This window comes from Pseudomonas abyssi (genome assembly GCF_003444685.1).
Taxonomy (GTDB): domain Bacteria; phylum Pseudomonadota; class Gammaproteobacteria; order Pseudomonadales; family Pseudomonadaceae; genus Halopseudomonas; species Halopseudomonas abyssi.
Map to the genome: position 1 here is coordinate 1,578,414 of NZ_LMAZ01000001.1, position 25,534 is coordinate 1,603,947.

At 60.9% G+C, this 25,534-nt stretch carries 27 protein-coding genes and 1 tRNA gene; 18 read left to right on the forward strand and 10 right to left on the reverse strand.

Features of this window, described 5'->3' with window-relative positions; translation table 11 throughout:
* Window positions 1-83 precede the first annotated feature (83 nt).
* From ASB58_RS07310 to ASB58_RS07360, 11 genes are all read left to right on the forward strand, one after another.
* Window positions 84-1,427 carry an esterase/lipase family protein gene (locus ASB58_RS07310; RefSeq protein WP_118129844.1) on the forward strand — a complete coding sequence of 448 codons (1,344 nt, stop codon included), beginning with the start codon at window positions 84-86 and terminating at the stop codon, window positions 1,425-1,427.
* Window positions 1,428-1,578: 151 nt separating this feature from the next.
* Complete coding sequence (locus ASB58_RS07315; RefSeq protein WP_118129845.1) at window positions 1,579-2,274, forward strand: type 1 glutamine amidotransferase; 696 nt, start codon at window positions 1,579-1,581, stop codon at window positions 2,272-2,274.
* A complete protein-coding gene (locus ASB58_RS07320) occupies window positions 2,271-2,807 on the forward strand; it encodes a lipocalin family protein (RefSeq protein WP_118129846.1) in 537 nt (178 codons plus the stop codon). Before ASB58_RS07315 ends, ASB58_RS07320 begins: the two co-directional genes overlap by 4 nt.
* 106 nt (window positions 2,808-2,913) lie before the next feature.
* A complete protein-coding gene (locus ASB58_RS07325; protein ID WP_118129847.1) occupies window positions 2,914-4,074 on the forward strand; it encodes a GGDEF domain-containing protein in 1,161 nt (386 codons plus the stop codon).
* A 106-nt stretch (window positions 4,075-4,180) separates the two neighbouring features.
* Window positions 4,181-4,726: a hypothetical protein gene (locus tag ASB58_RS07330; protein WP_118129848.1), complete on the forward strand. Its 546-nt coding sequence runs from the start codon at window positions 4,181-4,183 to the stop codon at window positions 4,724-4,726.
* Complete coding sequence (locus tag ASB58_RS07335) at window positions 4,726-5,031, forward strand: winged helix-turn-helix domain-containing protein (protein WP_096005672.1); 306 nt, start codon at window positions 4,726-4,728, stop codon at window positions 5,029-5,031. Before ASB58_RS07330 ends, ASB58_RS07335 begins: the two co-directional genes overlap by 1 nt.
* 52 nt (window positions 5,032-5,083) lie before the next feature.
* Window positions 5,084-6,004, forward strand: a complete 921-nt coding sequence (locus ASB58_RS07340; RefSeq protein ID WP_118129849.1) for a MotA/TolQ/ExbB proton channel family protein — start codon at window positions 5,084-5,086, stop codon at window positions 6,002-6,004.
* Between the two features lies 1 nt (window position 6,005).
* Window positions 6,006-6,440, forward strand: a complete 435-nt coding sequence (gene exbD, locus ASB58_RS07345; RefSeq protein ID WP_118129850.1) for a TonB system transport protein ExbD — start codon at window positions 6,006-6,008, stop codon at window positions 6,438-6,440.
* Entirely contained in the window at window positions 6,440-7,150 is a 711-nt protein-coding gene (locus tag ASB58_RS20020; protein ID WP_181977881.1) for a TonB family protein, read from the forward strand. Before exbD ends, ASB58_RS20020 begins: the two co-directional genes overlap by 1 nt.
* A 15-nt stretch (window positions 7,151-7,165) precedes the next feature.
* Window positions 7,166-9,775: an ankyrin repeat domain-containing protein gene (locus tag ASB58_RS07355; RefSeq protein WP_118129852.1), complete on the forward strand. Its 2,610-nt coding sequence runs from the start codon at window positions 7,166-7,168 to the stop codon at window positions 9,773-9,775.
* Window positions 9,776-9,832: 57 nt separating this feature from the next.
* Window positions 9,833-11,359 (forward strand): phospholipase D family protein, encoded by a 1,527-nt coding sequence (locus ASB58_RS07360; protein ID WP_118129853.1) that lies wholly within the window; start codon window positions 9,833-9,835, stop codon window positions 11,357-11,359.
* Between the two features lie 98 nt (window positions 11,360-11,457).
* On the opposite strand, the gene ASB58_RS07365 is transcribed toward ASB58_RS07360, so the two are convergent.
* Both ASB58_RS07365 and cls read right to left on the reverse strand, forming a co-directional pair.
* Complete coding sequence (locus ASB58_RS07365; RefSeq protein ID WP_147336796.1) at window positions 11,458-11,829, reverse strand: DUF6746 family protein; 372 nt, start codon at window positions 11,827-11,829, stop codon at window positions 11,458-11,460.
* 115 nt (window positions 11,830-11,944) lie between these two features.
* The gene (gene cls / locus ASB58_RS07370; protein ID WP_118129855.1) at window positions 11,945-13,387 is read right to left on the reverse strand and encodes a cardiolipin synthase; all 1,443 of its coding nucleotides are present in this window, start codon (window positions 13,385-13,387) and stop codon (window positions 11,945-11,947) included.
* Between the two features lie 90 nt (window positions 13,388-13,477).
* Here cls and ASB58_RS07375 point away from each other — a divergent pair, with 90 nt between their 5' ends.
* Window positions 13,478-15,427, forward strand: coding sequence for a CASTOR/POLLUX-related putative ion channel (locus ASB58_RS07375; RefSeq protein ID WP_118129856.1), 1,950 nt, complete (start codon window positions 13,478-13,480; stop codon window positions 15,425-15,427).
* A 7-nt stretch (window positions 15,428-15,434) separates the two neighbouring features.
* Here the strand turns inward: ASB58_RS07375 and ASB58_RS07380 are convergent, their stop codons facing one another.
* The 5 genes from ASB58_RS07380 to ASB58_RS07400 form a co-directional block, all read right to left on the reverse strand.
* Complete coding sequence (locus ASB58_RS07380; RefSeq protein WP_118129857.1) at window positions 15,435-15,761, reverse strand: TusE/DsrC/DsvC family sulfur relay protein; 327 nt, start codon at window positions 15,759-15,761, stop codon at window positions 15,435-15,437.
* Between the two features lie 8 nt (window positions 15,762-15,769).
* Window positions 15,770-16,081, reverse strand: a complete 312-nt coding sequence (tusB, locus tag ASB58_RS07385) for a sulfurtransferase complex subunit TusB (protein WP_235827238.1) — start codon at window positions 16,079-16,081, stop codon at window positions 15,770-15,772.
* Window positions 16,078-16,443, reverse strand: a complete 366-nt coding sequence (gene tusC, locus ASB58_RS07390) for a sulfurtransferase complex subunit TusC (RefSeq protein WP_235827239.1) — start codon at window positions 16,441-16,443, stop codon at window positions 16,078-16,080. Before tusC ends, tusB begins: the two co-directional genes overlap by 4 nt.
* Window positions 16,433-16,822 (reverse strand): sulfurtransferase complex subunit TusD, encoded by a 390-nt coding sequence (gene tusD / locus ASB58_RS07395; RefSeq protein WP_096005662.1) that lies wholly within the window; start codon window positions 16,820-16,822, stop codon window positions 16,433-16,435. The genes tusC and tusD overlap by 11 nt, the downstream gene beginning before the upstream one ends.
* A 69-nt stretch (window positions 16,823-16,891) precedes the next feature.
* Window positions 16,892-17,557 (reverse strand): Bax inhibitor-1/YccA family protein, encoded by a 666-nt coding sequence (locus tag ASB58_RS07400; RefSeq protein ID WP_096005727.1) that lies wholly within the window; start codon window positions 17,555-17,557, stop codon window positions 16,892-16,894.
* Window positions 17,558-17,756: 199 nt separating this feature from the next.
* On the opposite strand from ASB58_RS07400, the gene ASB58_RS07405 reads away from it, so the two are divergent.
* A tRNA-Ser gene (locus ASB58_RS07405) sits at window positions 17,757-17,846 on the forward strand.
* Between the two features lie 299 nt (window positions 17,847-18,145).
* Entirely contained in the window at window positions 18,146-18,376 is a 231-nt protein-coding gene (locus ASB58_RS07410) for a hypothetical protein (RefSeq protein WP_065335933.1), read from the forward strand.
* A 308-nt stretch (window positions 18,377-18,684) separates the two neighbouring features.
* Here ASB58_RS07410 and ASB58_RS07415 read toward each other — a convergent pair whose 3' ends face one another.
* Window positions 18,685-19,614: an NAD-dependent epimerase/dehydratase family protein gene (locus tag ASB58_RS07415; RefSeq protein ID WP_118129858.1), complete on the reverse strand. Its 930-nt coding sequence runs from the start codon at window positions 19,612-19,614 to the stop codon at window positions 18,685-18,687.
* A gap of 211 nt (window positions 19,615-19,825) precedes the next feature.
* Here ASB58_RS07415 and ASB58_RS07420 point away from each other — a divergent pair, with 211 nt between their 5' ends.
* Window positions 19,826-20,515: a type 1 glutamine amidotransferase domain-containing protein gene (locus tag ASB58_RS07420; RefSeq protein ID WP_118129859.1), complete on the forward strand. Its 690-nt coding sequence runs from the start codon at window positions 19,826-19,828 to the stop codon at window positions 20,513-20,515.
* A 40-nt stretch (window positions 20,516-20,555) separates the two neighbouring features.
* Here the strand turns inward: ASB58_RS07420 and ASB58_RS07425 are convergent, their stop codons facing one another.
* Together ASB58_RS07425 and ASB58_RS07430 are read right to left on the reverse strand one after the other, a co-directional pair.
* Window positions 20,556-21,008 carry a MerR family transcriptional regulator gene (locus ASB58_RS07425; RefSeq protein ID WP_118129860.1) on the reverse strand — a complete coding sequence of 151 codons (453 nt, stop codon included), beginning with the start codon at window positions 21,006-21,008 and terminating at the stop codon, window positions 20,556-20,558.
* Window positions 21,009-21,123: 115 nt separating this feature from the next.
* Window positions 21,124-22,110 (reverse strand): acetoacetate decarboxylase (ADC), encoded by a 987-nt coding sequence (locus tag ASB58_RS07430; RefSeq protein WP_235827240.1) that lies wholly within the window; start codon window positions 22,108-22,110, stop codon window positions 21,124-21,126.
* A gap of 235 nt (window positions 22,111-22,345) precedes the next feature.
* On the opposite strand from ASB58_RS07430, the gene ASB58_RS07435 reads away from it, so the two are divergent.
* The 3 genes from ASB58_RS07435 to ASB58_RS07445 all read left to right on the forward strand — a co-directional run bounded on the left by ASB58_RS07435 (window position 22,346) and on the right by ASB58_RS07445 (window position 25,379).
* Window positions 22,346-23,437 carry a saccharopine dehydrogenase family protein gene (locus ASB58_RS07435; protein WP_118129861.1) on the forward strand — a complete coding sequence of 364 codons (1,092 nt, stop codon included), beginning with the start codon at window positions 22,346-22,348 and terminating at the stop codon, window positions 23,435-23,437.
* Window positions 23,438-23,536: 99 nt separating this feature from the next.
* A complete protein-coding gene (locus tag ASB58_RS07440) occupies window positions 23,537-24,601 on the forward strand; it encodes a phosphotransferase family protein (RefSeq protein WP_118129862.1) in 1,065 nt (354 codons plus the stop codon).
* Window positions 24,602-24,611: 10 nt separating this feature from the next.
* A complete protein-coding gene (locus tag ASB58_RS07445; RefSeq protein WP_118129863.1) occupies window positions 24,612-25,379 on the forward strand; it encodes an SDR family oxidoreductase in 768 nt (255 codons plus the stop codon).
* Window positions 25,380-25,534: the final 155 nt, after the last annotated feature.

The following is a 25,534-nucleotide window of genomic DNA, read 5'->3' on the forward strand; positions in this document are numbered from 1 at the left end:
TAAGGTTAATAACCGAACCCGGCAGGAAGCCGTCCAGCAGTCGTCATTCGCGCCGAGCCCGATATCCAACGCGGAGACGATCTATGCTGGTCATTCTGCACGGCTGGAGCGACAGCTACAGCTCCTTTCGCGACCTCGCCAAACGGCTCGCCAACCCACCGCCCGACGGTATCTCTGCCGAGGTAGCCGACATCCATCTGGGCGACTACATCTCGCTGGATGACCAGGTCACTTTTGCTGATCTGGTGGCCGCGCTTGATCGTGCCTGGGACGACCGCGGGCTGCCGCGCACGCCCAAAAGCGTCGATGCCATCGTGCACAGTACCGGTGGCCTGGTGATCCGTGACTGGCTGAGACGGTTTGCTCCTGATTGCCGTCCCATTCACCATTTGCTGATGCTGGCTCCGGCCAACTTCGGCTCACCGCTGGCACACACGGGGCGCTCGGTCATCGGGCGGGCCGTCAAGGGCTGGAAGGGCAGCCGCCTGTTTGAAACCGGCGCGCAGATTCTCAAGGGGCTGGAGCTGGCCAGCAGCTACAGTTGGGAGTTGGCCGAGCAGGATCTGTTCAACGCCGACGCGCCACTGGGTGATGGCAACCTGTTGTGTACTGTGTTGGTCGGCAACAGCGGCTACAGCGGCATCGCCGCCGTTGCCAATAAGCCCGGCACCGATGGCACCGTGCGGGTATCAACGGCCAATCTACAGGCAGCCCGTATGCTGATCGACTTCAGCCAACAACCGGATGCCGCGCCGCGCATCGACTATCAGGAGGCCCAAGCGCAGGGACTGGCCTTTGCCGTGGTCGACGGCGAAGATCATAGCAGTATCACCGCCAGGGGGCGGGGCACTCGGGAGTCGATGACCTGGAGCCTGATCTGTGGTGCGCTGATGGTGCCGGACAGCGGCTTTGCTGACTGGCGTCAGCGGCTGGCGGAGCACACCGACGAGGTCAGCCGTGCCGCCAGTCAGCGTGATGGTGATCACTACAATGCCTACCAGAACACGGTCATTCGCGTCATGGATGACCAGGGCGCTGCCGTGACTGACTACATCATCGAGTTCTATTTCAACGACGATAAAACCCGTCGCGACCGGCGCCTGACCCGTCTGGTGCAGGAAGACGTCATCAGTTCGGTGCATGTGTATTCCCAGGCCAGGCACTACCGTAGCCTGCTAGTCAATTGTGATCGCTTGCAGGCTCTGTACGAGCGCCCCGAGGATCGCCTGTATGTCAGCATAACGGCCTGTCCCGAGCTGGCTGACAACAAGGTCGGCTACCGCACCTACCGTGACACCGATATCGGCGCACTGGTGCTGGATGTCGATCAGGCCCGTGATCTGTTCCGGCCACACCGTACGCTGCTCATGACGCTGTGCCTCAAGCGCTACCAGCAGGCCGATGTGTTCGGCTTCAAGGACGTGTGAGACGCAGATCACCCTCGGGTCACCGGCAGGGAACCTTTGTCAGCCATGCCCATCACATGAGCGAAGCGCTAATCAATAACCGGCCCAGCCTGCACGCGGGTCGAGCAGCGCTGTCTGGCCGTTAGAAGCTGTATGAAGGAGCAACGAGGGCATGCGCGCGCATTACCTGCAACACGTCGAGTTTGAAGGGCTGGGGATTATCGAGGACAGCCTGCGGGCAAGGGGAGTAGAGGTCAGCGGCACGCGCCTGTACGCAGGAGACCCTCTGCCTTCACTGGACGATTTTGATCTGCTGGTGGTTATGGGCGGCCCCATGAGCGCCAACGATGAAACCGAGCTGCCATGGCTGGCACATGAGAAGGCGTTTATACGCCAGGCGCTGACCGCCGACAAACGCGTGTTAGGTGTTTGTCTGGGCGCGCAGCTGATCGCCAGCGCGCTGGGCCAGCCGGTGTACCCGGGACCGGAGCGGGAGATCGGTTGGCTGCCGGTTTTTGGCAATACGCACCTGAACGGCGCGGCCTTTCACTTTCCTGACCGGATTGAGGTGCTGCACTGGCATGGCGAGACCTTTGATCTGCCCGCCGGCGCGGTGTTGCTGGCGTCAAGTGACGTCTGCCGCCACCAGGCATTTCAGTTGGGCCGTTCGGTCATCGGGCTGCAATTTCACCTGGAAGCCAATCGTGCACTGCTTGATGCCTTCGTCACGGCCGACGCCGCATCACTGGTGCCGGGCGGCCAAGTGCAGAGCGCGGAGCAGATTCTGGCGGTGTCGCAGGAAACCCTGGATGCGACAGCGGCCCTGTTGGAGCGCCTGCTTGACTACCTGCTGGAGGAATACCCATGAATAAACACGCCATTGCGTTGGCCGCACTGGTCATCACCGCAGCCGCCGGCTGCGTGCGCCTGCCCACGGGCGTGGAGCCAGTCAGCCCCTTCGACGCCGAGCGCTATCTGGGCACCTGGTACGAGGTCGCGCGCCTGGACCACGGTTTCGAGCGTGGCCTGAGCCAGGTCACGGCCGAGTATAAAGAAGCTGCTGACGGCAGCATCAGCGTGATCAACCGCGGCTGCAACGCCGAGAAGAAACAGTGGGATCAGGCAGAGGGTACAGCGCGCTTTGTGGAAGACGACAACACCGGTTATCTCAAAGTGTCATTCTTCGGGCCCTTTTATGGCACCTACGCGGTCTTCGGGCTAGACGACGACTACCAGCACGCCTATGTTTCCGGCCCCAACCACGACTACCTGTGGCTGCTTGCCCGTAACCCCAACCCCGATGCGGAGGTCAAGCAGGCCTTTGTCGAAGCGGCCCGCCAGCGCGGTTTTGCGGTCGAAGACCTGATCTGGGTGGAGCAGGGCAACAGTGCCTGCCCCTGAAGGGCAGCAAATGCAAAACACGGCAACCGGCCATGGCAAGAGGCCATGAACAAGGGGTATTCTGAGCACAAAAAATAACCCTGCAGGGTGATTGACTGTGCTCGACATGACGACCCTTATGCTGGTTTTAGCGCTGACTACCGCTACTGCAGTGTTATGCCTGCTGGTCGCTGCAGCGCTCAACCCTCAGGTGCCGGCCATGCGATTCTGGGCGCTGGGCCTGACCATGGTGGTCGCCGGGGCCTTGTTGCAGTCTGCCCGTGAGTATCTGCCGCTGTGGATCAGCGCGGTGGCACTAACCCAAGGGTACCTCGTACTCTGGTGGGGCGCGCGCTGCTACCGTCTTCGCGCCTCGCCGCCGCACCTGTTGCGCTATCAATTGCTGTTTCTGCTCGCCCAGGGCCTGGCTTTTTTCATTCTGCGTGATTCTCTGCGCTTCAGTATCCTCACCCACAGCGCGGTCGTCGTCGTCATCAGCCTGCTGATGGCACGAGAGCTGCTGCTCACATCGGGGCGACAACGCACGCTGACCATTGCCTGGTGTGTCATCTGGGGACTGCACGCGGCGCTTTACCTTCGCCGCTTTGTGCTCTACTGCATTGACCCGGTGTACATCCAGGCCACCACCTTCGAGCAAGCCGAGCCAGTCGAGGTGCTCAATTACCTGGAAGGGATCGTCTTCATCTACGCGTTTTCGATGCTGTGCATCATGTTCCTGTTGCGCCGCCTGCAGGAAGAACTCAAGCAGCAGGCCAGCTATGACTCCCTTACCAACCTGCTCAATCGTCGGGCCTTTGATCAGGCCGCACAACACCAACTGACGGCAAATCGTCGTGAGGGCCATAGCGCAGCCTTGATGCTGCTGGACCTGGACCATTTCAAGCGCATCAACGACACCTGGGGGCATCAGGCCGGTGATCGCGTGCTGGCCAGCTTCGCTCGCCTGCTCGGTGGCCATCTGCGCGATCAGGATCTGGCCTGCCGTTTCGGCGGAGAAGAGTTTCTGCTGCTGGTCAGCAATATCGATGGCGCGCAGATAGAGGCTCTGACGCAACGCTTGCGCAGCCAATGGCAGTCCACCGATGTTGGCGCGGGAGAGGACAGCCTAAGCGCCACCGTCTCCATCGGGTATACCTTGATTGCGCCGAACGAGCAGGCGCCATTGCATACCCTGGTCGAGCGCGCGGATCAGGCGCTGTACCGCGCCAAGGAGAATGGCCGCAACCGAGTAGAGGCCTGGGCGCCGGGCGTTATCGAATCGAGCTGACGGCGCAAAAAGACCAGACAGTTTTTTCTGATACGCATCTTGTTTTTGTCTACTCTGTCAAATAGAGTGCTTTGCAACGATAAAAACAAAGATCACGGATATTGCTATGCCACCTTCTCGGGAGGAGGCCGCCCAGGCGCTGCGCGAAATCAGCAACGTGCAGGCTCGTGTTGCCGGCTTTCAGGACTATCGCTTTGAGGCCCAGCAGCTCATGCTCTGGGGCAGTCTCAATATGGCCGGGTGCATCCTGAGCGCCTTGCTACAGTCGCACCTGTTACTGATTTGGGGGGCGATTGCCCTTAGCGGCGTCGTTCTGGGCACCCGCATGGCATGCCGCAGTAGCGACGCCCCCGGCATTGCTCCGCGCTACCTGTTAATAATCCTGTCCATTCTGCTGTTCGATGTCATCTTGCATGTGCTGTTCTGGCCAATTACGCCGCGCCAGGGCGGCATGATCGTTCCCTTGTTTGTCGCCACCCTCTACGTCATCCGCGGCGCCCAGTCGCGTCCACGCTACATCGTGCTTGGCGCGGCTCTGGCGCTGTTGTGCTGCTGCGCCTACTGGTTTGCCGATACCCACTACTGGTGGTGGCTGGCGTTCAGCTGGGGCGGCACGCTGATTGTCGCAGGCTGCTGGTTGCGGAGGTGCTGATGCAATCTCCCAACGATCTGATTCATCAACCGGTACGCCTGAAGATCATGGCCGCGCTGAATACGCTGGGTTCTCGCCAGTGGCTGGATTTTGTATCACTGCGCAGCATTGTCGACACCACCGACGGCAACCTTGGCGCGCATCTTGGCACCCTGGAGGGGGCTAACTACGTACAGATCAAAAAAGATTTTGTCGGCAAGAAACCGCGTACGCGGGTTTGCCTGACAGCGGGCGGGCGTGAGGCCTTTGGCCAATACGTGGCCGAACTGCACGCCATTCTGACGCCACAGAACATCGACGGCTAGACAGCCAACGCATGCTACAGATCAAACAACAAACACAATAATCGGAGTTTCCATGCACATTCGGTCCTTCTCTCACTCCGCCAGCCGTTGGCAACAGCGTTTGCGCGCCCTTTCATTACTGGTTCTGCTGGGTGCTGGGGGCACCTCGGCGGGGCTGGTGTTGGCACAGGCCGAGAGCGACAGCGCCCAGACGCAGACAGCGGTGCAGGCACAGCCGCCAGCAGCCCAGACGGCTGCAGCAACGCAGGGCGCGCCCGCGCTGAATACGGCGCCGACGGCGGCTGACGTCGACGCCCCGCATACCAGCTTCGGCGTAAAGGAAATGTACCTGCAGGCCGATCCGCTGGTGAAGTCGGTGATGATCCTCTTGGTATTTTGCTCACTGCTGACCTGGGCGGTGCTGCTGGAAAAGGTCTTTGTATTTGGCCGCGCGCGGCGCCGCAACGCGCGTTTTCTCAAAGCATTCCGTGCCGGTCAGCCCGAACAGTTGGGCGACCAGCTGGAACACAGCGCAATGGGCCGCATGTGGCAGGTCGCTCAGAGTGAGCTGCGTCACTACCGTAACCTCAACGCCGACAATCACGAACCAGACCGCATCAACCGCCTGCTGCAGCGCATTGCCCTGACCGCAGGCATCGTTCAGGAGCGCGATCTGGCGCGCATGGGCACCATGATGGGGGTGCTTGCCACCATCGGCGCGACCGCACCCTTTATCGGCCTATTTGGCACCGTCTGGGGGATTCTCAACAGTTTCGCCAGCATCGCCACGCTGAAATCAGCCAGCCTGGCGGTGGTGGCACCCGGTATCGCCGAAGCCTTGCTGGCGACCGCTCTTGGCCTGTTTGCGGCGATTCCAGCGGTGATGATCTTCAACAAGTTTGCCCGCGATATTAATGGCTTTGTCGGCGCGCTGGACAATTTCTCGGCAGAGATGATCGCCAGCGTTTCCCGTCAACTGGACGAAGGACGCTGATATGGGCATTCAGCTGAACTCGGGGCCGCTGGTCAAACGGCACAACTATCAGGAAAACGCCGAGATGAACATCACGCCCTTTGTGGATGTGATGCTGGTGCTACTGATCATTTTCATGGTGGCAGCGCCGCTGGCGACGGTGGATGTGCCGGTTGACCTGCCAAGCAATGCGGCAGCGCCAAACCCACCGCCGGAGGAGCCGGTGTACGTCAGCGTGCAGGCCGACGGCAAGCTCTTTGTTCAGGAACAGGCGTTGAGCCTTGAGCAACTGGCCGCCGGCGTGCACGGCATCACCGGCAACGATGTGCGCACCCGGCTGTTCCTGCGCGGCGACAAGGCCGTCGAATACGGCACGCTGATGCAGGTAATGAATACCCTGCAGAAAGCCGGCTACAGCCAGATCAGCCTGGTCGCCTCGGAAGAACTGGAGCCCTGATGGACACAAACGCAAACCGCAGCCGCTGGCCTGTTCGCCTGCTGGTCGCGGCGGTGTCGATCGGCCTGCACCTGGCGTTGCTGGCTTGGCTGATGGGCGCGCAGTTCCGTCATCAGCCGTTGCCAAGCGGGCCGGATGCGATTGCGGTGGACCTGTATGTCCCGCCACCGCCACCGCCGCCGCCAGAACCGGAGCCAGAACCAGAGCCCGAACCTGAGCCAGAGCCAGAGCCGCTGCCCGAGCCGCCCAAGCCTCAGCCTGCGCCGCAGCCAACGCCACCGCCAAGCCCGCCCAAGCCGAGTGGGCCGCCGGTTCACAGCTTTGGCGCTAACCAGCAATGGGCTGCGCCGCCAAGCCCACCGCCAGCAGCGCAGGCCAGCAGCCGGGGCCGGATGGCACCCTCGGGTTATGCCGACACCGTCAAGGGAAGGGTCACGGCGCAACTGCGGCGGCCCGCTGGCTCCGTCTACAAGCCACCGCCCGGCTATCAGGGTGATCCGGAGGACTTCAAGCGGCAATGCTACATCCCCTATGAGATCACGGTGGATGAGCGCGGCCAGATGATTGCCTTCGAGATTGACCCGTGCGGCGACACCGTGCTGGATCGGGCGGCCGAGCAGGCGATTCGTCAGGCCGGTCCGTTCCCGCCGCCACCGGGTGGCGGAGCAGGGCGGTACACCATTTACGGCACAGCCATTTTCATTGATTGATCAGGGAGTGAACGCATGTTGAACCCATCACGCGGTGCATTGATCGCTCTGACTGCGTTGCTTGGCGCCTGCGCCAGTAATCCACCTCCGGGCCCAAAACCCAAACCCGACCTCACGCCGCGCCTGTCCGCCTTGCCGACACCGGGCCGGGCCAGTTTCGACTGCAGCGGCGCCTTGCCGGAAGTACACCGCCAGGTGTGCGCCAATGATGCGCTGGCTGCCCAGGATCGCACTCTTGCGGATCTGCTGCACCAGCGGCTGGACCAGCTGGATCTGCCCGGGGCACTGGCCCTGGCTGCCAGTCAGCGCCAGTGGCTGCTTGCGCGTGGCGGCTATTGCGGGCTTGGCAATGCCTCCGACAGCACACTGTTAGACAACCCTGACGCTCAGCGTTGCCTGCAAGGGCTCTATCGCGAGCGTATAGAGCAGATCCGTCGGTGGCCCGAACCACAAACTGCTGCGCGATCCCAGCGTCATGGCTGGGCAAGTTATGCGGAGTTTCGGGTAGCTGATGAACAGCGCCCCGGTTTCTGTGGCTCGATCGCGACCGCGCTCAACAACGCTTTGGCTGCCAAGGGTGACCCCGATATCAATCAGTTGGCCGGTGCCGAGCTGTTGGCCGGCAATCGCTCTGCGGACAATGAGGTATCAGCCAACGGCCATCGCTACCGGGTCGAGCTCTACAACGCCGGCCTCTACGCCGGGTATCAGCAGCGCGCACGCGGCCTGCGTATTGATGATCGGGTGGTCATGGACCATCGCACCCTGCCAGCCTGGGTTGCCAAGCAGCCGAACTACGGCGGTCGCGCCAACGCCTCCTCTTCGCAAACCAGCGACTATGCCAGCATCGACCTGTTCCGCTACCAGGGTGAACTGCTGGCGCTGGTCAACGAAACCTGGGGCTTCTACTCCCCGGCAGCGCGCGGCGAGTCCGCCTACGCCGGGGTATACGCCCTTGGCACTGAGCTGCAGCCGCTGTGCCTGATGCAAAGCTATCTGACGCCGCCGCGCACCGACACCCTGCGTGGCCTGCCGAGCTTTGCGCTGCTGGATGCAGAGCTGAGCAGTCTGGCTGGCGACCCGTTGCCGGGCTACTCGCAGCAGGATCGACGCGACTTGCACCAGCGCTGGAAAGAGTATCAGTGGACCTTGTTGAACCTGCCATTGCTGGGGGTGGATGAATACACTCGCAGCGGCCGTGAAGCTGCCATCCGCCAGCGTCATGATGCCGCGATGGACGCTTTCTTTGCCTGGTCAGAGCGTAACCTGGGCAACAAGCAGCGCTACCGGCGCATTATGCCCATGCTCGTACCGGCCCAGCAGGAACTGAACCAGATGTTTGCCGATCAGGGCCTGAGCACTGAGGAAGCACAGCTGGCTGCCAGCCTGCTGTTGCACGAAACTTTTGCTCGCAGCATGGAGAACCTGCAGTTGCCTGAGCAACTGCCGGAGGACCTGCCCGCGCCCTTTGCCCGTTACCAGCCACGTTATGCGTTTGCGCCCGAGCCAGGCGCCCTGGAGCAGGGGCGCCAGTTTGCCACCCTGCACAGCGTGCTGCTCAATGGCGCACCGCTGAACGTCGTCAGTGATTTTGTGGATTACGAGACCGAGGTGCTGGGGCCTGCGCGCGGCCAGGGGCCGGACGGCGATACCGCCCTGATGGCGGCGGTTGCCAACCCCGAAGCCGTGAGCCTATTGCTTCAGCGCGGCTTTGACCCCAACGCCGGTAATGCCTGGGGTAAAACGCCATTGATGGTGGCTGCCGAGCAGAACCAGATCGAAAGTATGCGTCGTCTGCTGGCCGCTGGCGCCAATGTGCATGCTGAAACAAAAGCCGCACCGGGTGTTGGCGTGGGCGGCCCTGATCGGCGTGAGGCTGCCCAGGGCCGGCAGACTGCACTCTTGCTGGCAGCGGCCAACGCCGGAGAGGGCAGCATCCGCACGCTGACCGAGGCGGGCGCCCTGCGCCAGGCCTGGCGCGGATACGATCAGCAGATCTGCCGGGCCGTCGCGGCCAACCAGCAACTGTCCGCCAGCCAGCGCGACAGCTTCAAAGCCTCTGAACTCTGTGCCTCGACCTATGCGCCATTGCCGGTCAGCGCGCAAAAGGCGGTGGATATTCGTTCTGGCGAAGAGCTGCAGGTGCGGGAAGACGGGCAGGTCTATCCGGTTCGCCTGCTGACGCGCCCGGCCAGCGTGCTCTTCGGCAGGGCTGCACGCCTGCACCCGGACGAACTGCTCGACGAGGTGGGGTCGATGGCGGTGAATGTCGCCATCACCGCACAGCGTCGCGGCCAGGTCGGCGTCGCCGGCCCGCTGAATCTGGTGTTCGATGACCTGGCCAGCAATTCGCCGGAGCAACTGAACTTTACCGTCGCCTTTCCGGTCGACGGAACACCGGTACCGCAAGCGGGCTACCAGACACGCCAGGTACCCGAGCAGCAGGTACTCAGTCTGGACTTTGATCGCACGCAGCACAGTGTGGAGTCTGCATGGCGTGCGCTCTACAGTGCTGCCTATACTCAAGGGCTGAAGCCTGCACAAAGTGGATACGTTGTGATCGACAATCGAGGCGTGCGTCGGGTCAGCTATCAACTGGTGGTCACAGACCAGTACACGGAGTAGCCAGGCCAAGCCATGACCCGGTAGCCAAGCTACCGGGCGTTCGATAAGGACATACACATGTTGCGACCTCTGCTTCTGATCGGCTTGATCACACTCATTGTTGGCTGTGCCACTGCAGGCCACAGCCATAGCGAGCTGCCGAGCTATCACCTGCCGAGCGATGACAACACGACGCTGAGTCGTTATGTCAGTAGCAGGCAATCAGAAAGTGGAGGGGAGTCGGGCTTTATTCTCCTGCACAATGGCGCCGATGCCTTGGCCGCGCGCATTCGGCTGATCGACATGGCCGAGCAAAGCCTGGATATCCAGTACTACATCTACAACACCGACGTAACCGGGGGGCTGATTACCGAGCACCTGCTCAAGGCGGCCGATCGCGGTGTGCGAGTCCGCTTGCTGATTGATGACGTCGGCGCCGGGCTGGAAGATGTCAGGGTGTCCACGGTCGATATTCACCCCAATATCGAGGTGCGCCTGTACAACCCGCTAAGCCTGCGCAGCGAGTGGCTGAAGCTGTTCAGCAAGCTGGGCGAGTTTGGGCGCATCAACTACCGCATGCACAACAAGCTGATTGTGGCGGACAACCAGGCGCTGATCACTGGTGGTCGCAATATCGGGGACGAGTATTTTGCGCTCACCGATGTCGACTTTCAGGATGTCGATGTTATCGGCATAGGGCCGATCAGTAATGATGCCTCGGACAGCTTTGACAACTTCTGGAACAGCGGTATCGCGATTCCGATCAATGTCATGGCTGATGCGGCAGATGCCGATGATCTGGCGGCGCTACGCGCTCGCCTGGGCTCAAGCAGCCGCGCGGTGGCAAGCAACCCCTACGTGCGCGCCGTCGAGCGTTCGCGCTTCCTCAGCCAAATGGGCGGCTCCACCTTGAACTGGCACTGGGGCAAGGCCACCTGGTTCTATGATGATCCGTCCAAGTCAGATCCGCACGGTGACGGTAATCAGGTCGCTTTTTTGGGACGCGCGCTGGCCGAGCCCATCCTCCAGACCGAAGAGGAACTGCTGCTGACCTCTGCGTATTTTGTACCGCGCGAGCCAGGTGAGCGCTTGCTGCTCAAGTTGCGCGAGCGTGGGGTGGATATCTCCGTTCTGACCAATTCGCTGGCCACCACCGACGTACTGGCGGTGCACAGCGGCTACGCGCGCTCACGGGTGCCGCTACTCGAAGGTGGGGTAAACATGTGGGAGCTACGCCCCATTGCGGGCCAGCAGGAAAGGGCCAGCCCGTTCCTTGGTGAGTCCCTGGCCAGCCTGCACGCCAAGACCTTCGTATTTGATCGTAAATCGGCGTTTATCGGTTCGGTCAACCTGGATCCGCGCTCGATCAAGCTCAACACCGAAGTCGGCGTTCTGATCGAAAACGAAGAGCTGGCCCAGGAGATGGTTGATCTGTTTCAGCGCTGGACGTCAGAAGACTACGCTTTTGAGCTTAGCCTGAACGAACAGGGGGAGGTGCGCTGGCAGGCAGAGGATGAAACCTGGGACGCCGAACCTGACGCCAGCCGCTTCCGCCGCTTCATGAGCTGGACGCTGGGCTGGCTGCCCATCGCCAGCCAGCTTTAACGGCGCGCTGCGGTTGCCGTTTCGGCTCAGTAGGCCATCTGCAGGGCAGGGCCACCAAAGCAGCCGTCAACGCCGCATGCCGGGGCCGGCCCAGACGCTCAACCCAGGCGACCGGTCTGCCAGTTGGACATGGCTTCAAGATAGCCCCGGGCATGGCGCTGGGCGGCGTCCGGATCGCCCAGTTCCACCGCCTGGTGCAGCGACTCCAGCGGCTCGGCCACCCGTGACCAGGCGCTGCCCAGAGCCAGGAGGTCGCCTTCGAGCTGGTAGCTCAGCTCTTCAAGCTGACTCAGGGCCTGCACGTCTACCGGCTGCTGCAGCAACTGAGCGAGCGACCGGCTGTGTTCTTGCAGTTGCACCACCGCGCTTTGCCGCGCGTGGGCTTGCTGCGGAGCAGGGTGTTGGGATGCCAGCACAGCGGGGCTCATCATGCTGACGGTGAGACTGACGGGGACCAGGTACACTTTCATTGCAATCTCGCAAGTGATAATCAAACTCATTTGAGTTTAGCCATCACAACAACGATTGCAAGTCCTTTCTTTTTGTAATGACAAGTGGCACTACCCGCTGCCGGCAGGTCCCGGATCAGAGCAACGGACTCAAGAAAAACATCCCGCGCTCCAGCACGCGAGCGGCCCGAGAGCGCTGCTTCCAGCGCTCCAGCTCCAGCGGCGTGCTGTCTTGCAGGTAACCGTCCAGCAGGCGACGGATACTGGCGCAGGCTTCGGGGGAAAACAGGGTCAGGGTCAACTCGAAGTTGAGCTGCAGACTGCGGATATCCAGGTTTACACTGCCCACCAGAGCCAGCTGATCATCCATTAGCATCGCCTTGGTATGCAGCAAGCCGCCAGCGAAGAGGTAGATCTCACCGCCCGACTGCAAGAGCCGCTCGAAGTAGGCCCGACTGGCCCAGCTCACCATGCGTGAGTCGTTGCGCTGCGGAATAAGCACCTTGACGCGCACGCCGCGTCGAGCGGCCTGGCAGAGGGCGTCGAAGATGGCTTCCGACGGCACAAAGTAGGGCGTGCTGATGGTAATGCTGTCGTTGGCCCGGTAGATGCTGGACAACACCGCCTGCCCGATCAGGTCTTCACCGGTTCCGGGGCCTGAGGGTAAGATCGACAGCCACTTGTAGCAGGCTGGCGGGCTGACGGGGGCGGGCGCCAGGCGACGCAGGCCGGTTTCTACCTCCCAGTCCCAGGCAAAGACCTTGTCCAGGCCGTGTGCCGCCGGCCCTTCCAGACGCAGCATGATATCCACCCACTCGCCAACCTTGGCCTCTGTCTTGAAAAAACGCGGGTCGGCGATATTCATCGAGCCGCTGTAGGCAATGCGTCCGTCAATGACCACCAGTTTGCGATGCAGGCGCAGGTCGATCCGCTGCACCAGCGCACGCCACAGCCGGACGGGCAGGGCGGGTACGACCTCGATACCGGCATCAATCAGGCGTTTGCGCCAAGGCGAGCGGAAAAACGCACGGCTGCCGGCATGATCAATCAGCAGCGATACCTTGACGCCACGCGCCGCAGCAGCCATCAGCGCCTCGGACAGGGTGTCGACACGCCCGCCGGGAAACCAGATATAGGTTTCCAAGTGAATACTGTGCTGAGCTTTGGCAACATCCTCACACAGGCGGCTGAAAATAGCGTCTGGATTGTCCAGCAGGGTCATCTGCTCATAGCCCAGCGCCCCCATGCCCAGGCGCTGCTGCAACATCTGGTGGATGCCCTGGACCAGCGAGCCTCCGGGCAGCGATCCCCGCGGCCCCTGAAAGTCTTCAGCGACGCTGCTCAGGAAGGGTTTGACCATCTCTTCGGCCCGGCGCGCACGCTGACGGCCGAGGTTGAGTTCGCCCAGCATCAGATACAAGGCGGCGCCCACCACCGGCAGGATGTAGATAACCAGCAGCCACGACAGCGTGACGCTGACTGGCGTACGTTTACCAAGCACGCGCAGGGTAACTGCGGCGGTAAAAAGCCAGTAAAGTACGATCAGGGCGATGCCCAGAATGTGCTCGATGTAATCCATGGCAGTGAACAGATAGACGCTGGCTGGGTCGAAGACGCAATCTAGCAGGAAAACCCACCGTTAAGAAATTGCCAGCGAGACCCAGACTCCATGTTGCCATTCTCCTTTGTCGACCGGCTGCGTTATCTGGTCGAGCGCCAGTTCATCAAGGGCGCCCATTATCAGTTGCTGGTAGTCGCCGCCTTTATCGCCCTGATCTCGTTGGTCGGCGGCTGGCTGGTGTACCCCAGCAGTGGTGAGGGTGATCTGGCCGACTCGGTCTGGTGGGCCTTTCTTCGCCTGACCGATCCGGGCTACCTCGGCGATGATGAGGGCACCTGGCGACGCATCGTCTCCACCGTGCTGACCCTGAGCGGCTACGTGGTCTTTCTTGGCGCGCTGGTAGCCATCATGACCCGCTGGTTGATTGCCATGATGGTCAAGCTGGAGCAGGGCCTGACACCGGTCACCGTAACCGACCACATCGTCATTCTTGGCTGGACCAACCGCACTATCCCGCTGGTACAGGAAATTCTCGACGTTAACGGCGGTATCCAGCGCCTGCTCAAGGCTCGCCTGACCAAGCGCCTGCGGCTGGTGATCCTGGCCGAGGAAGTCACCGCCGAGCATGTCCATGAGCTTCGCGCCATTCCGCTGATCCGCCGCAATATGAGCAACATCATCCTGCGCTCCGGTACCGCGCTGCAGCCTGAAGACCTGGATCGGGCCGCCTGCCTGCAGGCGGCCGTGGTGCTGATCCCGGGTCGCATGCAGACTGCTGGCGGGCTGGTCAGCAGCGACGTCGAGACCATCAAGGCACTGCTGACCTTGCAGGCGCAGGCCCAGCAGCGCGGTATCACGCCGCCCTACGTCGTCGCCGAGGTCGATGACCGACGCAAGCTGACCGTCATGCAGCGCGCCTATTCCGGCCCGCTGGAGGTGCTGGCGAGTGATGCGCTGGTCAGTCGCCTGTTTGCCCAGTCGATCATTCACCCCGGTCTGCCGGAGCTGTTTGGCGAAGTTCTCACGGTATACGACGGCAACGAGTTCTATATCCGCTCCACCGACAACTGCGTTGGCATGAGCCTGGCGGACATTGGCAGCCGCGCGCCGGAAGCGATTGTCTGCGGTCTGATGCGTCCCGATGGCGGCAGCTGGCGCACCTGGCTCAATGCGCCCAGCGAGGAGGTCATTCAGGCTGGCGATAAGGTCGTGATGCTGGCCCGCGATTATGCGCACGCCGAACCGGTGGCGGAGGCCAGTACGCCGCTGAGACCGTTGCAGCGTCCGGCGAGCGCGCCGCAACGCCAGGCAGGCGGGATGCGACGCCTGCTTATCCTTGGCTGGAGCCGCCGCGTCCCCGCGTTGATCCATGAGCTGGCCGGCTATCGCAACTTTCGCTTCGACGTTCACATGGTATCGGTACTGGATCCGGCCGAACGCATTGCCGCCATCCAGGCCTACAGCCCGGATACCGCGCGGGTGGAATGTCACCACAGCCAGGCCGATTACATGGTGGAGGGGGCACTGCGTGGGTTGATCGAACAGCGTTTCGATTCGATCCTGCTGATATCCTCAGACCGCCTGGAGTCGGGCGAGGAGGCGGACGCCCGCGCCATGGTCGGCTACCTGATCGTTGACGAACTGCTGCGTGACCGCACTCAGCGGCCGCAGCTGCTGCTGGAGCTGAGCGATCCGGCCAACGAAGCGCTGGTGGTGCGCAAGCGCGGCGAGACCATCGTCGGTCCGACCATCCTCAGCCATTTGATGGCGCAGATTGCTCAGCGCCGTGAACTGGGTTTGATGTTTGAATACCTGCTGACGACCGGTGGCCCGGAATTGCTGTTCCGTGACTTGCAGGATTACCCGATGCAGAGCGTCACCACCTTCGCCGACCTGGAGGCCGTGGTGGCTCTTCAGGGTGACACGGCATTGGGCATCTACCGAGCCAAGGCCGACGCAGAAGGTCGCCGCCTGCAGCTCAACCCACCGCGCGACAAGCCCCTGCGCCTGACTGATGGCGATCAACTGGTGGTGTTGGCGACGCTGGAAAGCGACTGACCGCCGACTACAGGCAGTTGTCCGGCTTGGGCAGCCCAGCAAACTTGCTGCCCAACTTGGCCGGACTGCCGGGAAACAGGCTGAGCAAATACATGCTGTTGCCTTTTTCCTTGCCCAGCTCCTGGCCGACGAACTTGACCAGTGGGCGCATGGCGGGGGAGAGCTGATAGGTCTGGTAGAAACGGCGCAGCAGCAGAATGACCTCCATGTGCGCCGCCGTCAGCTCGATACCCTCGCGCCGGGCCAGTTCGGCCGCAACAGCTTCAGACCAATCATCCAGCGACTGCAGAAAACCTTCCTTGTCGAGGGCGATATCGCGTCCATCGACTTGCATGGATTGGCTCACCAGCTCAGCACCTTGTCGTGGCTGATGCATAGCTCGACCATCTGCGCATAGTCGATCAGCATCACCCGTCGCGGCAGGTCGTCAATTGGCAGCCCACGAGCCTGCACGTCACTTTCCAGAGCGTAAAGCCCCACACTGCCGGGCAACAGTTGCATCGCATTGGCCGAGCTGGTGCGCGGCAACAGCGCGTATACGGCATCCTCGATCAACAGCAGCCCCTGATGCGGCCCCATGACGCGAAGGCTACTGGCAAAGTGCGTGTCGTCCTGCGGCGCATGACGCAAGATGTGCAGCATAGTTGAGCTCATAGGGTAACCACCTGGTCATGATGGTCCAGCAGGCTGGCGATCTCGGCGCTGTCAACCGCCTTGGCAGTCAGCAGAAAACGACCTGGCTGCAAGCCACGCTCTGCCAGTGAGTGGTGGCAAACATAGACATCTTCGACCCCGAACATGGGCAAGGCCTGCAGATTGGCCGCCAGCGGTTTTTGCTCGATCAGCGCCGATTCCTGTCCCGGCAACAATTGCAGCACACCAGCATCCATGAACAGCATGCTCACAGGCACGCCAAACGCCGCAGCGGCCAGCGCCAGATCCAGCGCTTCACGCGCGGCCAGGGCCGATGGTGGCTGACGGCTGATCACCAGTAGACTTTTCAGTTCAGGTACCAAAGGTCACCGCCCGGTCTGCGGTTTGCAACGCATCGACCCATTGTCCCAGCCCTGACAAGGCCCAAGGCTCGCCGGTATTCGCCACCGGACGCTCCCAGCGGTCGGCCTCGGCCTCGTTCAGCACCCCACGGCGCAACGCTGCGGCGATACACACCACGGCGTCCAGCTGATTATCCTGGATAAAGGCACGCCAGCGCTGTGCCAGGTCACATTCGTCCTGGGGCTGCACGCCCAGAGTGGAGGCGAGATGAACCGCATCGCGGTAAAAGAACAGCCGGCTGATCTGGTGACCGCCAGCCAGCACCGCCTCGGCAAATTTGAGGGCACTGCGGGCTGCCGGGTCCTGCGGGCCGGCCAGCAAGGCAATGGCAAACTTCATGGTGTCGAGCTCACAAACGAAAATGGCCCGCCAAAAGGCGGGCCATTGAGTATAACGCAGCGCTGCCGATCAGTCGTCGCTGAAGATACCCAGCAATTGCAGCAGGCTGAGGAACAGGTTGTAGATCGATACAAACAGCGTAATGGTCGCCATGATGTAGTTGTCCTCACCACCATGGATGATCGCGCTGGTCTGGTACAGGATCACCGCAGAGGAGAAGAGCACAAAACCGGCAGAAATGGCCAGCTGCAAGCCGCTCATCTGGATGAAAAAGCTCGCTACGACAGCGCACATCAGCACGATACAGCCCGCCATGATAAAGCCGGACAGGAAGCTGAAGTCCTTGCGGCTCAGAATGGCGTAAGCCGAGAGGCCAAAGAACACCAGAGCCGTCATGCCCAGCGCCATGGCGACCAGTTGACCGCCGTTAGGCAGCGACAGGTATGCATTGAGGATGGGCCCCAGGGTGTAACCCAGGAAACCGGTGAAAGCGAAGGTACTGACCAGCCCCCAGCCTGAGTTACGCAGCTTGGTGGTCAGAAACAGCAGACCATAAAAGCCAACCAGGGTAATGATGATGCCGGGGTAGGGCAGGTTCAGACTCATCGACACAAAGGCGACGACAGCGCTGAATGCCAGAGTCAGAGCCAGCAGCGAGTAGGTATTGCGGAACAGCTTGCTGACTTCCGCCTCGCTGACGCCAGCGTGTTGAAGGGTAGTGTTGTGTTCCTGCATATTCATGCACCGCTCCTGTATTGAAAATCGGGATCCTTCGGATACTGACCGATAATACGGGTTGATGCCGGCAAATCAAGCAGCGCGCGGGAATGAAGTATTTCCATTCGTGTGTACAGCCACAGCTTGCCGGCCCATTCGCATCTCGATGCCGTACCCCATTGACTCAACAGGGATTTCCGGTACTATTGCCGCCCGTGGAGGGATGGCAGAGCGGTTGAATGCACCGGTCTTGAAAACCGGCGAAGGTGAAAGCCTTCCCAGGGTTCGAATCCCTGTCCCTCCGCCATATAAACAAAACCCGGCCTTGCGCCGGGTTTTTTGTTTGTGTCCGCACAGACACAGTGCAGCGGATAATCCGGCCCATGCGCCCATCAGCCACCTGCAGCAGGGGCGGGACACTCTCGTTACGAGCAGCATCTAGCCTAAACAGCCGCGAGACTCGCAAGCATGCTCCATGCGAGTAACAGCGTCTGCTTGCCGGATTACAGCCTGCAACGGCGCGGCCTGGTTCGCCGTTTTCAGGGTAATGTACTTTATTTCGGCAGCCGAGCTTGGGGCTGAGCCTGAACTAATGCGGTGACCTAGATGAAAAGAAGCGATGTACAGGCAAAACAGGCGGAAGGCCTGTTGTTTGACACCTATCTGATGGCCAACCCGGCGGCCACTCAGGAGTGGATCATTTTTTTCAAGAAAGGTGCCGGCCGCGGATTCTTCTTGGTTGATGAGAATGACGACGTACTGTCGTTCTCTCTACTGGACGATGCTGTTGCAGAGCTGCGCAGCCTCGGCGTTAAGCGAGTCGAGCTGCATATCTGACGCTGCCCATGCGCGTCAATTGCCGCGTAGCTGTTCGAGCACGACCCTGAATGCCGCCGTCTGCTGATGGCGGCTGGGATAATAGAGATGGTAGCCGGGAAAACTATCAGACCATTGCTCCAGTACTTCCACCACCCCCCCGCTGACCAGATGTGAAGCAACCTACGCGTCCGGCTGTTGCGCGAACCCCACACTAGCCTGACCGTCATGAGTCCGCTGCATTGTCAAAAGTGGTTGCGCTGCCAAAGCGGGACATCGAGGCGATGCGTGGGTTGGCAGCGAGCTGAGACCATTCTTGCAATGCCGTCTCAGTGGCTGCGTTCGTTGGCGATTGCCTGCAAGCCTTCGCGGTAGGTCGTGACCCTGAACTCGGGAAAGCGCGCCTTGAACTTGCTTGAGTCGAAGAGGTTGTCGACGCGGTAACGCGGCAGCAATTCGGCAGCGCCCCGGGCGGTCTTGTTTACCAGACCGGCCAGACTCAATTGCCATTGCTTCAGGATTTTGTAATCCCCACAGGTGCCGAACACCTCGGCTGCCAGCGCGATGAACTGTCGGTAGGTCAAGCGGTTGTCATCACAGGGCAGGTGCCAGGTTTGCCCCCAGGCATCCGGCGTGTTGCCCAGCAGTGCCATCGCCCGGCTGGCGTCGGGGGTGTAGATAAGGCTCCGCAGGGTGTCGTCGCGCAAAAATACGCGAGCCGGATTGCCCTTGCTGACGTTGTCGATGATGGTCGAATTGGTAATGCTCTGGGTTTTGCCCGGGCCATAAAACTCCGGAGCGCGGCAGATCATCGCTTCGACCTTTCCTTCCTGCATGGCTTGCAGCAACTGGTTGGCAATCTGCGCGCGCACCCGGCCTTTGGCGCCGTTAGGCTTGAACGGCGTGCTTTCCGTGTGCGGCTCAGCGGTCTGCGGATACATGTAGGTGTTGTCGAAGAACACCAGACGTGCGCCATGCGCAGCGCAGGCTTCAATGACGTTGCTCATCATGATTGGCCACTGTTCGACCCAGCGCTGAGTATCCATCGGCAGTCCGGCGGTCAGATACACTATGTCCGCACCGGCGACGGCTGCTCTGGCCTGCTGCGCATCCAGCAAGTCAGCGCTGAACAGCTTGTCGGTCGGGTTGACCTTTTTCGGATTGCGGCTGACCAGCAGGATATCGGTGGTGAAGTTATCGTGCAGGGCACGGGCCAGTTCTTCGCCAATCTGGCCACTGGCGCCAAGTATGGTCTGCATCGGGTGTGTCCTCATATGACTGGTAGGGCAGGAATCGGTCTGAGCACAAGACTAGGGTTAAACTAAACTTCAAGGTCAAGGCTTTGTTTGTCTCCGCCGCCAATATAGCTCGGGGCCGTTTCTGCTTGACCTTGAAGCGCTGTTCAACTTTAGCCTGCTTGATCGAGCGCGGTGCCCGCCGCGGAGTCTGACTCATCCGGCAGGAGAGCATATGAGCAAACGAATCTTGATGGTTGTCAGTAACGTCGCGCATTACCAGGATCCGTCGCACCCGACAGGGTTGTGGCTTTCGGAGTTGACGCACGCCTGGGATGTATTTGAACAGGCCGGTTTTAACCAGCAGCTGGTCAGTCCGCTCGGCGGGCCTTCGCCGTTGGAGCCGCGGTCGCTTAAATGGCCAAATCTGGATGCATCAGCCAAGCGTTGGTTGGCCGATGACCGCCGCATGGCCATGCTCAAGAGCACTGCCAAGGCGCAGGAGATTGATGCCAGCGACTATGACGCAATCTACTTTACCGGCGGCCATGCGGTGATGTGGGACTTTCCGGATGATCTGGCCCTGCAGCGTCTGAGCCGCGACATTTATGAGCGTGGCGGCGTTGTCGGCTCGGTGTGTCATGGCTACTGCGGGCTGCTCAACACCCGTCTGTCCGACGGCAAACGACTGGTCGCAGATCGGCGGGTGACCGGCTTTTCATGGCTGGAGGAGATACTCGCGGGCGTGTCGGGCAAGATGCCCTACAACGCCGAGCAGCAAATGCGTGAGCGCGGTGCGCTGTACCAGAAGGCCTGGCTGCCCTTTGTATCTAACGTGGTGACCGATGGACAGCTGGTGACAGGGCAGAATCCGCAATCTGCGAAAGCAACAGCCGAGGCGGTGCGCAGGGTTCTGAGCGCCTGAATACCGCTGGCCGCACAAGGCGTGCGGCCAAACGGCTGGCTTAGTGCTTGATGGTCGAGTCGCCCTTGCTAGTCGCTTTGGCGGCAGCCTCGCCAAAGCTGATCTGCGACCAGACCCGGCGGGCGTTGGTGGCGCAGTCCATATCGTCCGGCTTGGCTTCTACCTGATTCAGTACATCCTGCAACTGGCTTTTGCTGTCGGCCAGCCGCTGCTGAATCTCTTCGATATCTTGAATCTTCTGCCGCAAAGCGTCAGTCAGAGCCTGATGGTTCCACTGTGTCAGGTCAGAAGGCAGCAGGGTGCGCAGCTCATCCAGGCTGAAGCCGGCTTTCTGCGCGGCGGTAATCATGCCGAGCACCAATACCGCTTCGGGTGGATAACTGCGATAGCCGTTGGATTGTCTTTTTACCGTTTTCAGCAGGCCGATTCGCTCGTAAAAGCGAATACGTGAGGGTGCCAGGCCGGTCTGTTCTGCAAGTTCGCCAATTTTCATCCTGGGCTCCTGTGGTGTCCGGCTGCTGTCACTGTAGCAGGTAAGGTCACGTCTGCGGTGCATTGCGCGCCAGTTCGGCCCGCGTATGCCGGCCGAACTAGCGTGCTTGCGGTTACTACTCGAGCAGTGTGGCCAGCGGTTCGGGTGCGTAGAGCGCTGCCTGAAACTCGGGCACGTACTCATAGCTGATCATCCGGCCCGGATTGAGCGCACGGATGAAGGCCGAGAAGCTGCCATCGCCGAGTGTGAGTGTGGCCTGGTCTGCATCCGAGGTCGACGCTGCACTGAGCTGGCGCGAGACCGAGTGCCCCCAGGTCAGGTTGCCGTCGTGGTCCAGGTTGGTGAAGCTGGTGGTGGCGAGCGTTGGTTCGGTGGACACATCATCAAGGCGCTTGGCCTTGAGGCTGAAGTCCAGCTCACCGGTCTCGCTGTCATAGACGTCGAAGGTCAGTGCATCAGCTTCGTCGCGGTAGTCGATACGGGTCAGCCATTTGGGCAGGTTGTAACCGACTACGCCACGCACGCGAGCCAGCTCGGTATCCACCGGCAGCTTCAGCACATAGCCCCACATGTCGCTGTTTAGTGACTGGCTGATCAAGCTGATCGGGCCCAGGTTGGCAGTGCCCGGTTTGTTGGTGACGATCGACAGGGCGATCTCGTTATAGCTGTCGTTGTCACAGTAATGGTAGGCATAGGCTGTCAGTGCGATCAGGCCGCGACCGGGCCAGATCTGCAGCGGCTGCACTTGCTCCAGTACCTCGGCGGGCATCTGTGCCTTGAGCGCGTCCAGATCGGCGGTAAACACCATGGTGACGCGGCTGTTGCGGTAGTAGAAGTTTGGCGAGTAGGACTCAAACCCCATATCCACTCGGGTCTTGTCCAGCGTCTTGAACCAGCTGAGGTCTAGCGTCGGGTCTTGTTCGGCGATCACGCTCAGCGGGGGATTGGAGTGGTAGCGGTCGTACAAGCCACCTGCGACCACGGGCACCTCATGACCGGCGATCTGAATCGTTACTGTGGCGCTATTGTCTGCGGCCGCGGACAGCGAGCTGATGCTGAGGGAAAGTCCGGCCGCCAACGCGATGTTGGTGAGTGCTTTCATACGGTTTTGTCTCCGCCTTTATGCAAGTGAAACGGATCGCCAGCCGCGCAGCAGAGGGCTTTGGCGATTGTGTTGGGCGGACGTTAAGGTTAAAGCCTGCTTCAAGGTCAACCACTATGTGCGCACAGATATGAGTTTTTTTCTGGTGGCTCGGCAGCGGCTTGACCCTTAACCTGAGTTCAACGTTAGCCTCGACTGCACCAACCAACATGGCCATCGGCCAAGAGGCACTGTGATGATTGGAACAGGTAACAAGCACGCCAGCAGTTGGATGATCTACGGCGCATATGGCTACACCGGGGAGCTGATCGCGCGGGAGGCGGTTGCCCGCGGCCTGAAGCCCGTGCTGGCTGGGCGCAGCCGGGAGAAACTGGAACCACTGGCCCGGGAACTGGGCTTGCCGCTAAAGGTGTTCGAACTGAACGACACAACGCAGGTCTCCGACGCCATTGCCGGCATGGATCTGGTGCTGCACTGCGCCGGCCCGTTTTCGGTGACGGCTCAACCGATGATGGAGGCCTGCCTGCGCGAAGGTGCGCATTACCTGGATATCACCGGTGAGATATCCGTGTTTGAGCATGCGCAGACGTTACATGCGCAAGCGCTTGCTGCCGGTGTTGTGATCTGCCCCGGCGTTGGTTTTGACGTGGTGCCCACCGACTGTGTCGCCGCGACCTTGAAGGCAGCGCTGCCGGACGCCACTCACCTTGCGCTGGGGTTTGATTCGCTGTCCCGCATGTCGCCAGGTACCGCCAAGACGTCCGTTGAGGGCCTGGCCCAGGGCGGAAAGGTGCGAATTGGTGGACAGATCGCTTCGGTACCTCTGGCATGGAAGCGCCGCCGTATCAATTTTGGCGATGGCGAGAAGACCGCCATGACCATTCCGTGGGGGGATGTTTCCACTGCGTTCCAGACCACGGCCATCCCCAATATCGAGGTGTATATACCCGCTAGTGAACGCATGATCAGAAGCGTGCGCATGGCCAACGGCATACGACCGCTGCTCGGGCTCGGGTGGGTGCAGCGCTGGCTGAAGGCGCGCATAGGCAAGCAGATCAGCGGACCCGATGATCGCGACCGGGCCGATCGTGGCACCTGGGTGTGGGGGGAGGCGCGCAACGCAGCCGGGAAACGGGTCGAGGCACGGGTGCATACCGTCAACGTCTACAGCCTGACGGTCACTGCCGCCCTGGAGGTGGTCTGCTATCTGCGGGCAAACGCCGACATGAGTGGCAGCTATACGCCGGCACGCCTGGTCGGGGCAGACCTTGTCTCGCGCTTGCCAGGCTCCAGTCAGATTATTCTGTCCGAACATGCCGTTGACTGAGCTGCAGATAACACGCTCTAACGTTCTGCTACCGGCTTGACCTTAAACTGTGATTGAAGGTTAGGCTGCTGACTTCTAGAGGCCACGGGATCATAGCGCATGACGGTGATTGACACGGGCGACAAGGTACGCCCGGGCGAAGAGCTGGACATCGGAGCAGTCGACTGCTGGCTCAAGCAGCAACTGCCCGATCTTCTGGGAGAGCCAATCGTTACCCAGTATTCCGGCGGGGCATCCAACTGGACTTATCGTCTGCAGTACCCCGAGCGGGATCTGGTACTGCGCCGTCCACCTGCGGGCACTAAAGCCTCCAATGCCCACGACATGCTGCGCGAGTATCGCATCCAGCAAGGTTTGGGCAGGGCTTTTCCCTACGCACCGCCAATGGTTGCAGCCTGCGATGATCACGCGGTTATTGGCTGCGACTTTTACGTCATGGAGCGCATCGTAGGCATCATCCCCCGAGCGAATATGCCGCGTGACCTCAGGCTCTCGCGTGATCAGATTCAGCAACTGTGCACCAATATGCTCGATGCCCTGATCGGGCTGCACAAGGTGGATTACCAAAACGCCGGGCTGGCGGAGATTGGCAAGGGCGAGGGGTACGTGGCACGGCAGATTGCGGGCTGGGATCAGCGCTACGAAAACGCCCGTACCTGGAACGTGCCCAGTTTCAAACGGGTGCGCCGCTGGCTGCAGGACAATATCCCGGCTGACAGTCGCATCTGTGCCATCCATAACGACTGGCGTTTCGATAATCTGGTCTTGGCTGAAGATGATCCAACCCGAATCATTGCGGTTCTGGATTGGGAGCTGGCCACGCTTGGTGATCCTTTGATGGATCTGGGCTGTGCACTGGCCTACTGGGTGCAGGCCGACGACAATCTGCTGATGCGTGCGTCACGCCGTCAGCCAAGCCATTTGGAGGGCATGTTCAGCCGTCGACAGGTGGTCGACTACTATCTTGAGCACTCCGGTCTGGCCTGCGACAACTGGGCTTTCTACGAGGTATTCGGCCTTTTCCGACTGGCTTGTATCGCCCAGCAGATCTACTTCCGCTATCACCATCGACAGACCCGAAACCCGGCGTTCAAACACTATTGGCTGATGGTCAATTATCTGGATCGACGCTGCCGCAGTCTGATCCGTCAATCCGGCCACTAAAGGCACACGCATGCACTTACAAAACACCGGCGCCTCCAGCAACCGCACTGTGATCATCACGGGCGCCAGCTCCGGTCTTGGGGCGGGTATGGCCCGTGGTTTTGCCGCGCGCGGCTACAACCTTGGGTTGTGTGCGCGGCGCGTTGAGCGTCTGCAGGAGCTCAAGGACGAACTAGTGATGCGCTATGGCGTACAGGTGGAGATCCGTGTACTGGACGTCAATCAGCACAATGACGTGTTCAGTGTATTCCGGGATTTTCACGGCACGTTTGGCCATCTGGATCGGATTATCGTCAACGCTGGTATTGGTGAGGGGCGCCGGGTAGGCAGTGGCCATTTCGAGTTAAACAAGCGGCTGGCCGAAACCAACTTTATCGCGGCATTGGCCCAATGTGAGGCGGCAATGGAAATCTTCCGGGCACAGAATGCCGGGCATCTGGTGACCATTTCCTCCATGAGTGCCATGCGTGGCCTGCCGAAGCACCTGACCGTCTACGCGGCCACCAAGGCCGGGCTGGCTCACTTGACTGAAGGGCTGCGCGCCGAGCTGCTCGGAACACCGATCAAGGTTAGCACCATCTACCCAGGCTACATCCGCACCGAACTGAACGCCGGCGCCGCAAAGCTGCCGTTTGAAGTGACGGAAGAGAAGGGTAGCGAGCTGCTGGTGAAGGCAATCGAACGCGAGCGCGCCGAAAGCTATGTGCCGGGCTGGCCGTGGTGGCCATTGGGCCTGCTGATGAAGGTATTACCGCTTGGCTGGGTGGCCAAGGCCTGAAGGGGCAGCAGGGCTATGGTGGGAAAGCGCTTGTAACAGCCCTGTCCCGTCCCCATTCAGTAACCTTTAGCGGGATTCTCCTGCATGACCAAAGAGACGGACAGATGCCCAAGCAGCAACACAGCAAAGTCGACTCAGACCACACGTCCCGCCGC

What these genes read in the sequence shown, in the direction of transcription:
- ASB58_RS07410 (WP_065335933.1), top strand. Translation starts at nt 18,146, where the DNA reads ATGAAAAGAAGCGATGTACAGGCAAAACAGGCGGAAGGCCTGTTGTTT.
- ASB58_RS07355 (WP_118129852.1), top strand. Translation starts at nt 7,166, where the DNA reads ATGTTGAACCCATCACGCGGTGCATTGATCGCTCTGACTGCGTTGCTT.
- ASB58_RS07435 (WP_118129861.1), top strand. Translation starts at nt 22,346, where the DNA reads ATGATTGGAACAGGTAACAAGCACGCCAGCAGTTGGATGATCTACGGC.
- ASB58_RS07425 (WP_118129860.1), bottom strand. Translation starts at nt 21,008, where the DNA reads ATGAAAATTGGCGAACTTGCAGAACAGACCGGCCTGGCACCCTCACGT.
- exbD (WP_118129850.1), top strand. Translation starts at nt 6,006, where the DNA reads ATGGGCATTCAGCTGAACTCGGGGCCGCTGGTCAAACGGCACAACTAT.
- ASB58_RS07380 (WP_118129857.1), bottom strand. Translation starts at nt 15,761, where the DNA reads ATGCAAGTCGATGGACGCGATATCGCCCTCGACAAGGAAGGTTTTCTG.
- ASB58_RS07325 (WP_118129847.1), top strand. Translation starts at nt 2,914, where the DNA reads ATGACGACCCTTATGCTGGTTTTAGCGCTGACTACCGCTACTGCAGTG.
- ASB58_RS07360 (WP_118129853.1), top strand. Translation starts at nt 9,833, where the DNA reads ATGTTGCGACCTCTGCTTCTGATCGGCTTGATCACACTCATTGTTGGC.
- ASB58_RS07365 (WP_147336796.1), bottom strand. Translation starts at nt 11,829, where the DNA reads ATGAAAGTGTACCTGGTCCCCGTCAGTCTCACCGTCAGCATGATGAGC.
- ASB58_RS07440 (WP_118129862.1), top strand. Translation starts at nt 23,537, where the DNA reads ATGACGGTGATTGACACGGGCGACAAGGTACGCCCGGGCGAAGAGCTG.
- ASB58_RS07400 (WP_096005727.1), bottom strand. Translation starts at nt 17,557, where the DNA reads ATGCAGGAACACAACACTACCCTTCAACACGCTGGCGTCAGCGAGGCG.
- ASB58_RS07340 (WP_118129849.1), top strand. Translation starts at nt 5,084, where the DNA reads ATGCACATTCGGTCCTTCTCTCACTCCGCCAGCCGTTGGCAACAGCGT.
- ASB58_RS07335 (WP_096005672.1), top strand. Translation starts at nt 4,726, where the DNA reads ATGCAATCTCCCAACGATCTGATTCATCAACCGGTACGCCTGAAGATC.
- ASB58_RS07420 (WP_118129859.1), top strand. Translation starts at nt 19,826, where the DNA reads ATGAGCAAACGAATCTTGATGGTTGTCAGTAACGTCGCGCATTACCAG.
- ASB58_RS07330 (WP_118129848.1), top strand. Translation starts at nt 4,181, where the DNA reads ATGCCACCTTCTCGGGAGGAGGCCGCCCAGGCGCTGCGCGAAATCAGC.
- ASB58_RS07430 (WP_235827240.1), bottom strand. Translation starts at nt 22,110, where the DNA reads ATGAAAGCACTCACCAACATCGCGTTGGCGGCCGGACTTTCCCTCAGC.
- tusB (WP_235827238.1), bottom strand. Translation starts at nt 16,081, where the DNA reads ATGAGCTCAACTATGCTGCACATCTTGCGTCATGCGCCGCAGGACGAC.
- ASB58_RS07320 (WP_118129846.1), top strand. Translation starts at nt 2,271, where the DNA reads ATGAATAAACACGCCATTGCGTTGGCCGCACTGGTCATCACCGCAGCC.
- ASB58_RS07310 (WP_118129844.1), top strand. Translation starts at nt 84, where the DNA reads ATGCTGGTCATTCTGCACGGCTGGAGCGACAGCTACAGCTCCTTTCGC.
- ASB58_RS20020 (WP_181977881.1), top strand. Translation starts at nt 6,440, where the DNA reads ATGGACACAAACGCAAACCGCAGCCGCTGGCCTGTTCGCCTGCTGGTC.
- cls (WP_118129855.1), bottom strand. Translation starts at nt 13,387, where the DNA reads ATGGATTACATCGAGCACATTCTGGGCATCGCCCTGATCGTACTTTAC.
- ASB58_RS07445 (WP_118129863.1), top strand. Translation starts at nt 24,612, where the DNA reads ATGCACTTACAAAACACCGGCGCCTCCAGCAACCGCACTGTGATCATC.
- tusD (WP_096005662.1), bottom strand. Translation starts at nt 16,822, where the DNA reads ATGAAGTTTGCCATTGCCTTGCTGGCCGGCCCGCAGGACCCGGCAGCC.
- ASB58_RS07375 (WP_118129856.1), top strand. Translation starts at nt 13,478, where the DNA reads ATGTTGCCATTCTCCTTTGTCGACCGGCTGCGTTATCTGGTCGAGCGC.
- ASB58_RS07315 (WP_118129845.1), top strand. Translation starts at nt 1,579, where the DNA reads ATGCGCGCGCATTACCTGCAACACGTCGAGTTTGAAGGGCTGGGGATT.
- ASB58_RS07415 (WP_118129858.1), bottom strand. Translation starts at nt 19,614, where the DNA reads ATGCAGACCATACTTGGCGCCAGTGGCCAGATTGGCGAAGAACTGGCC.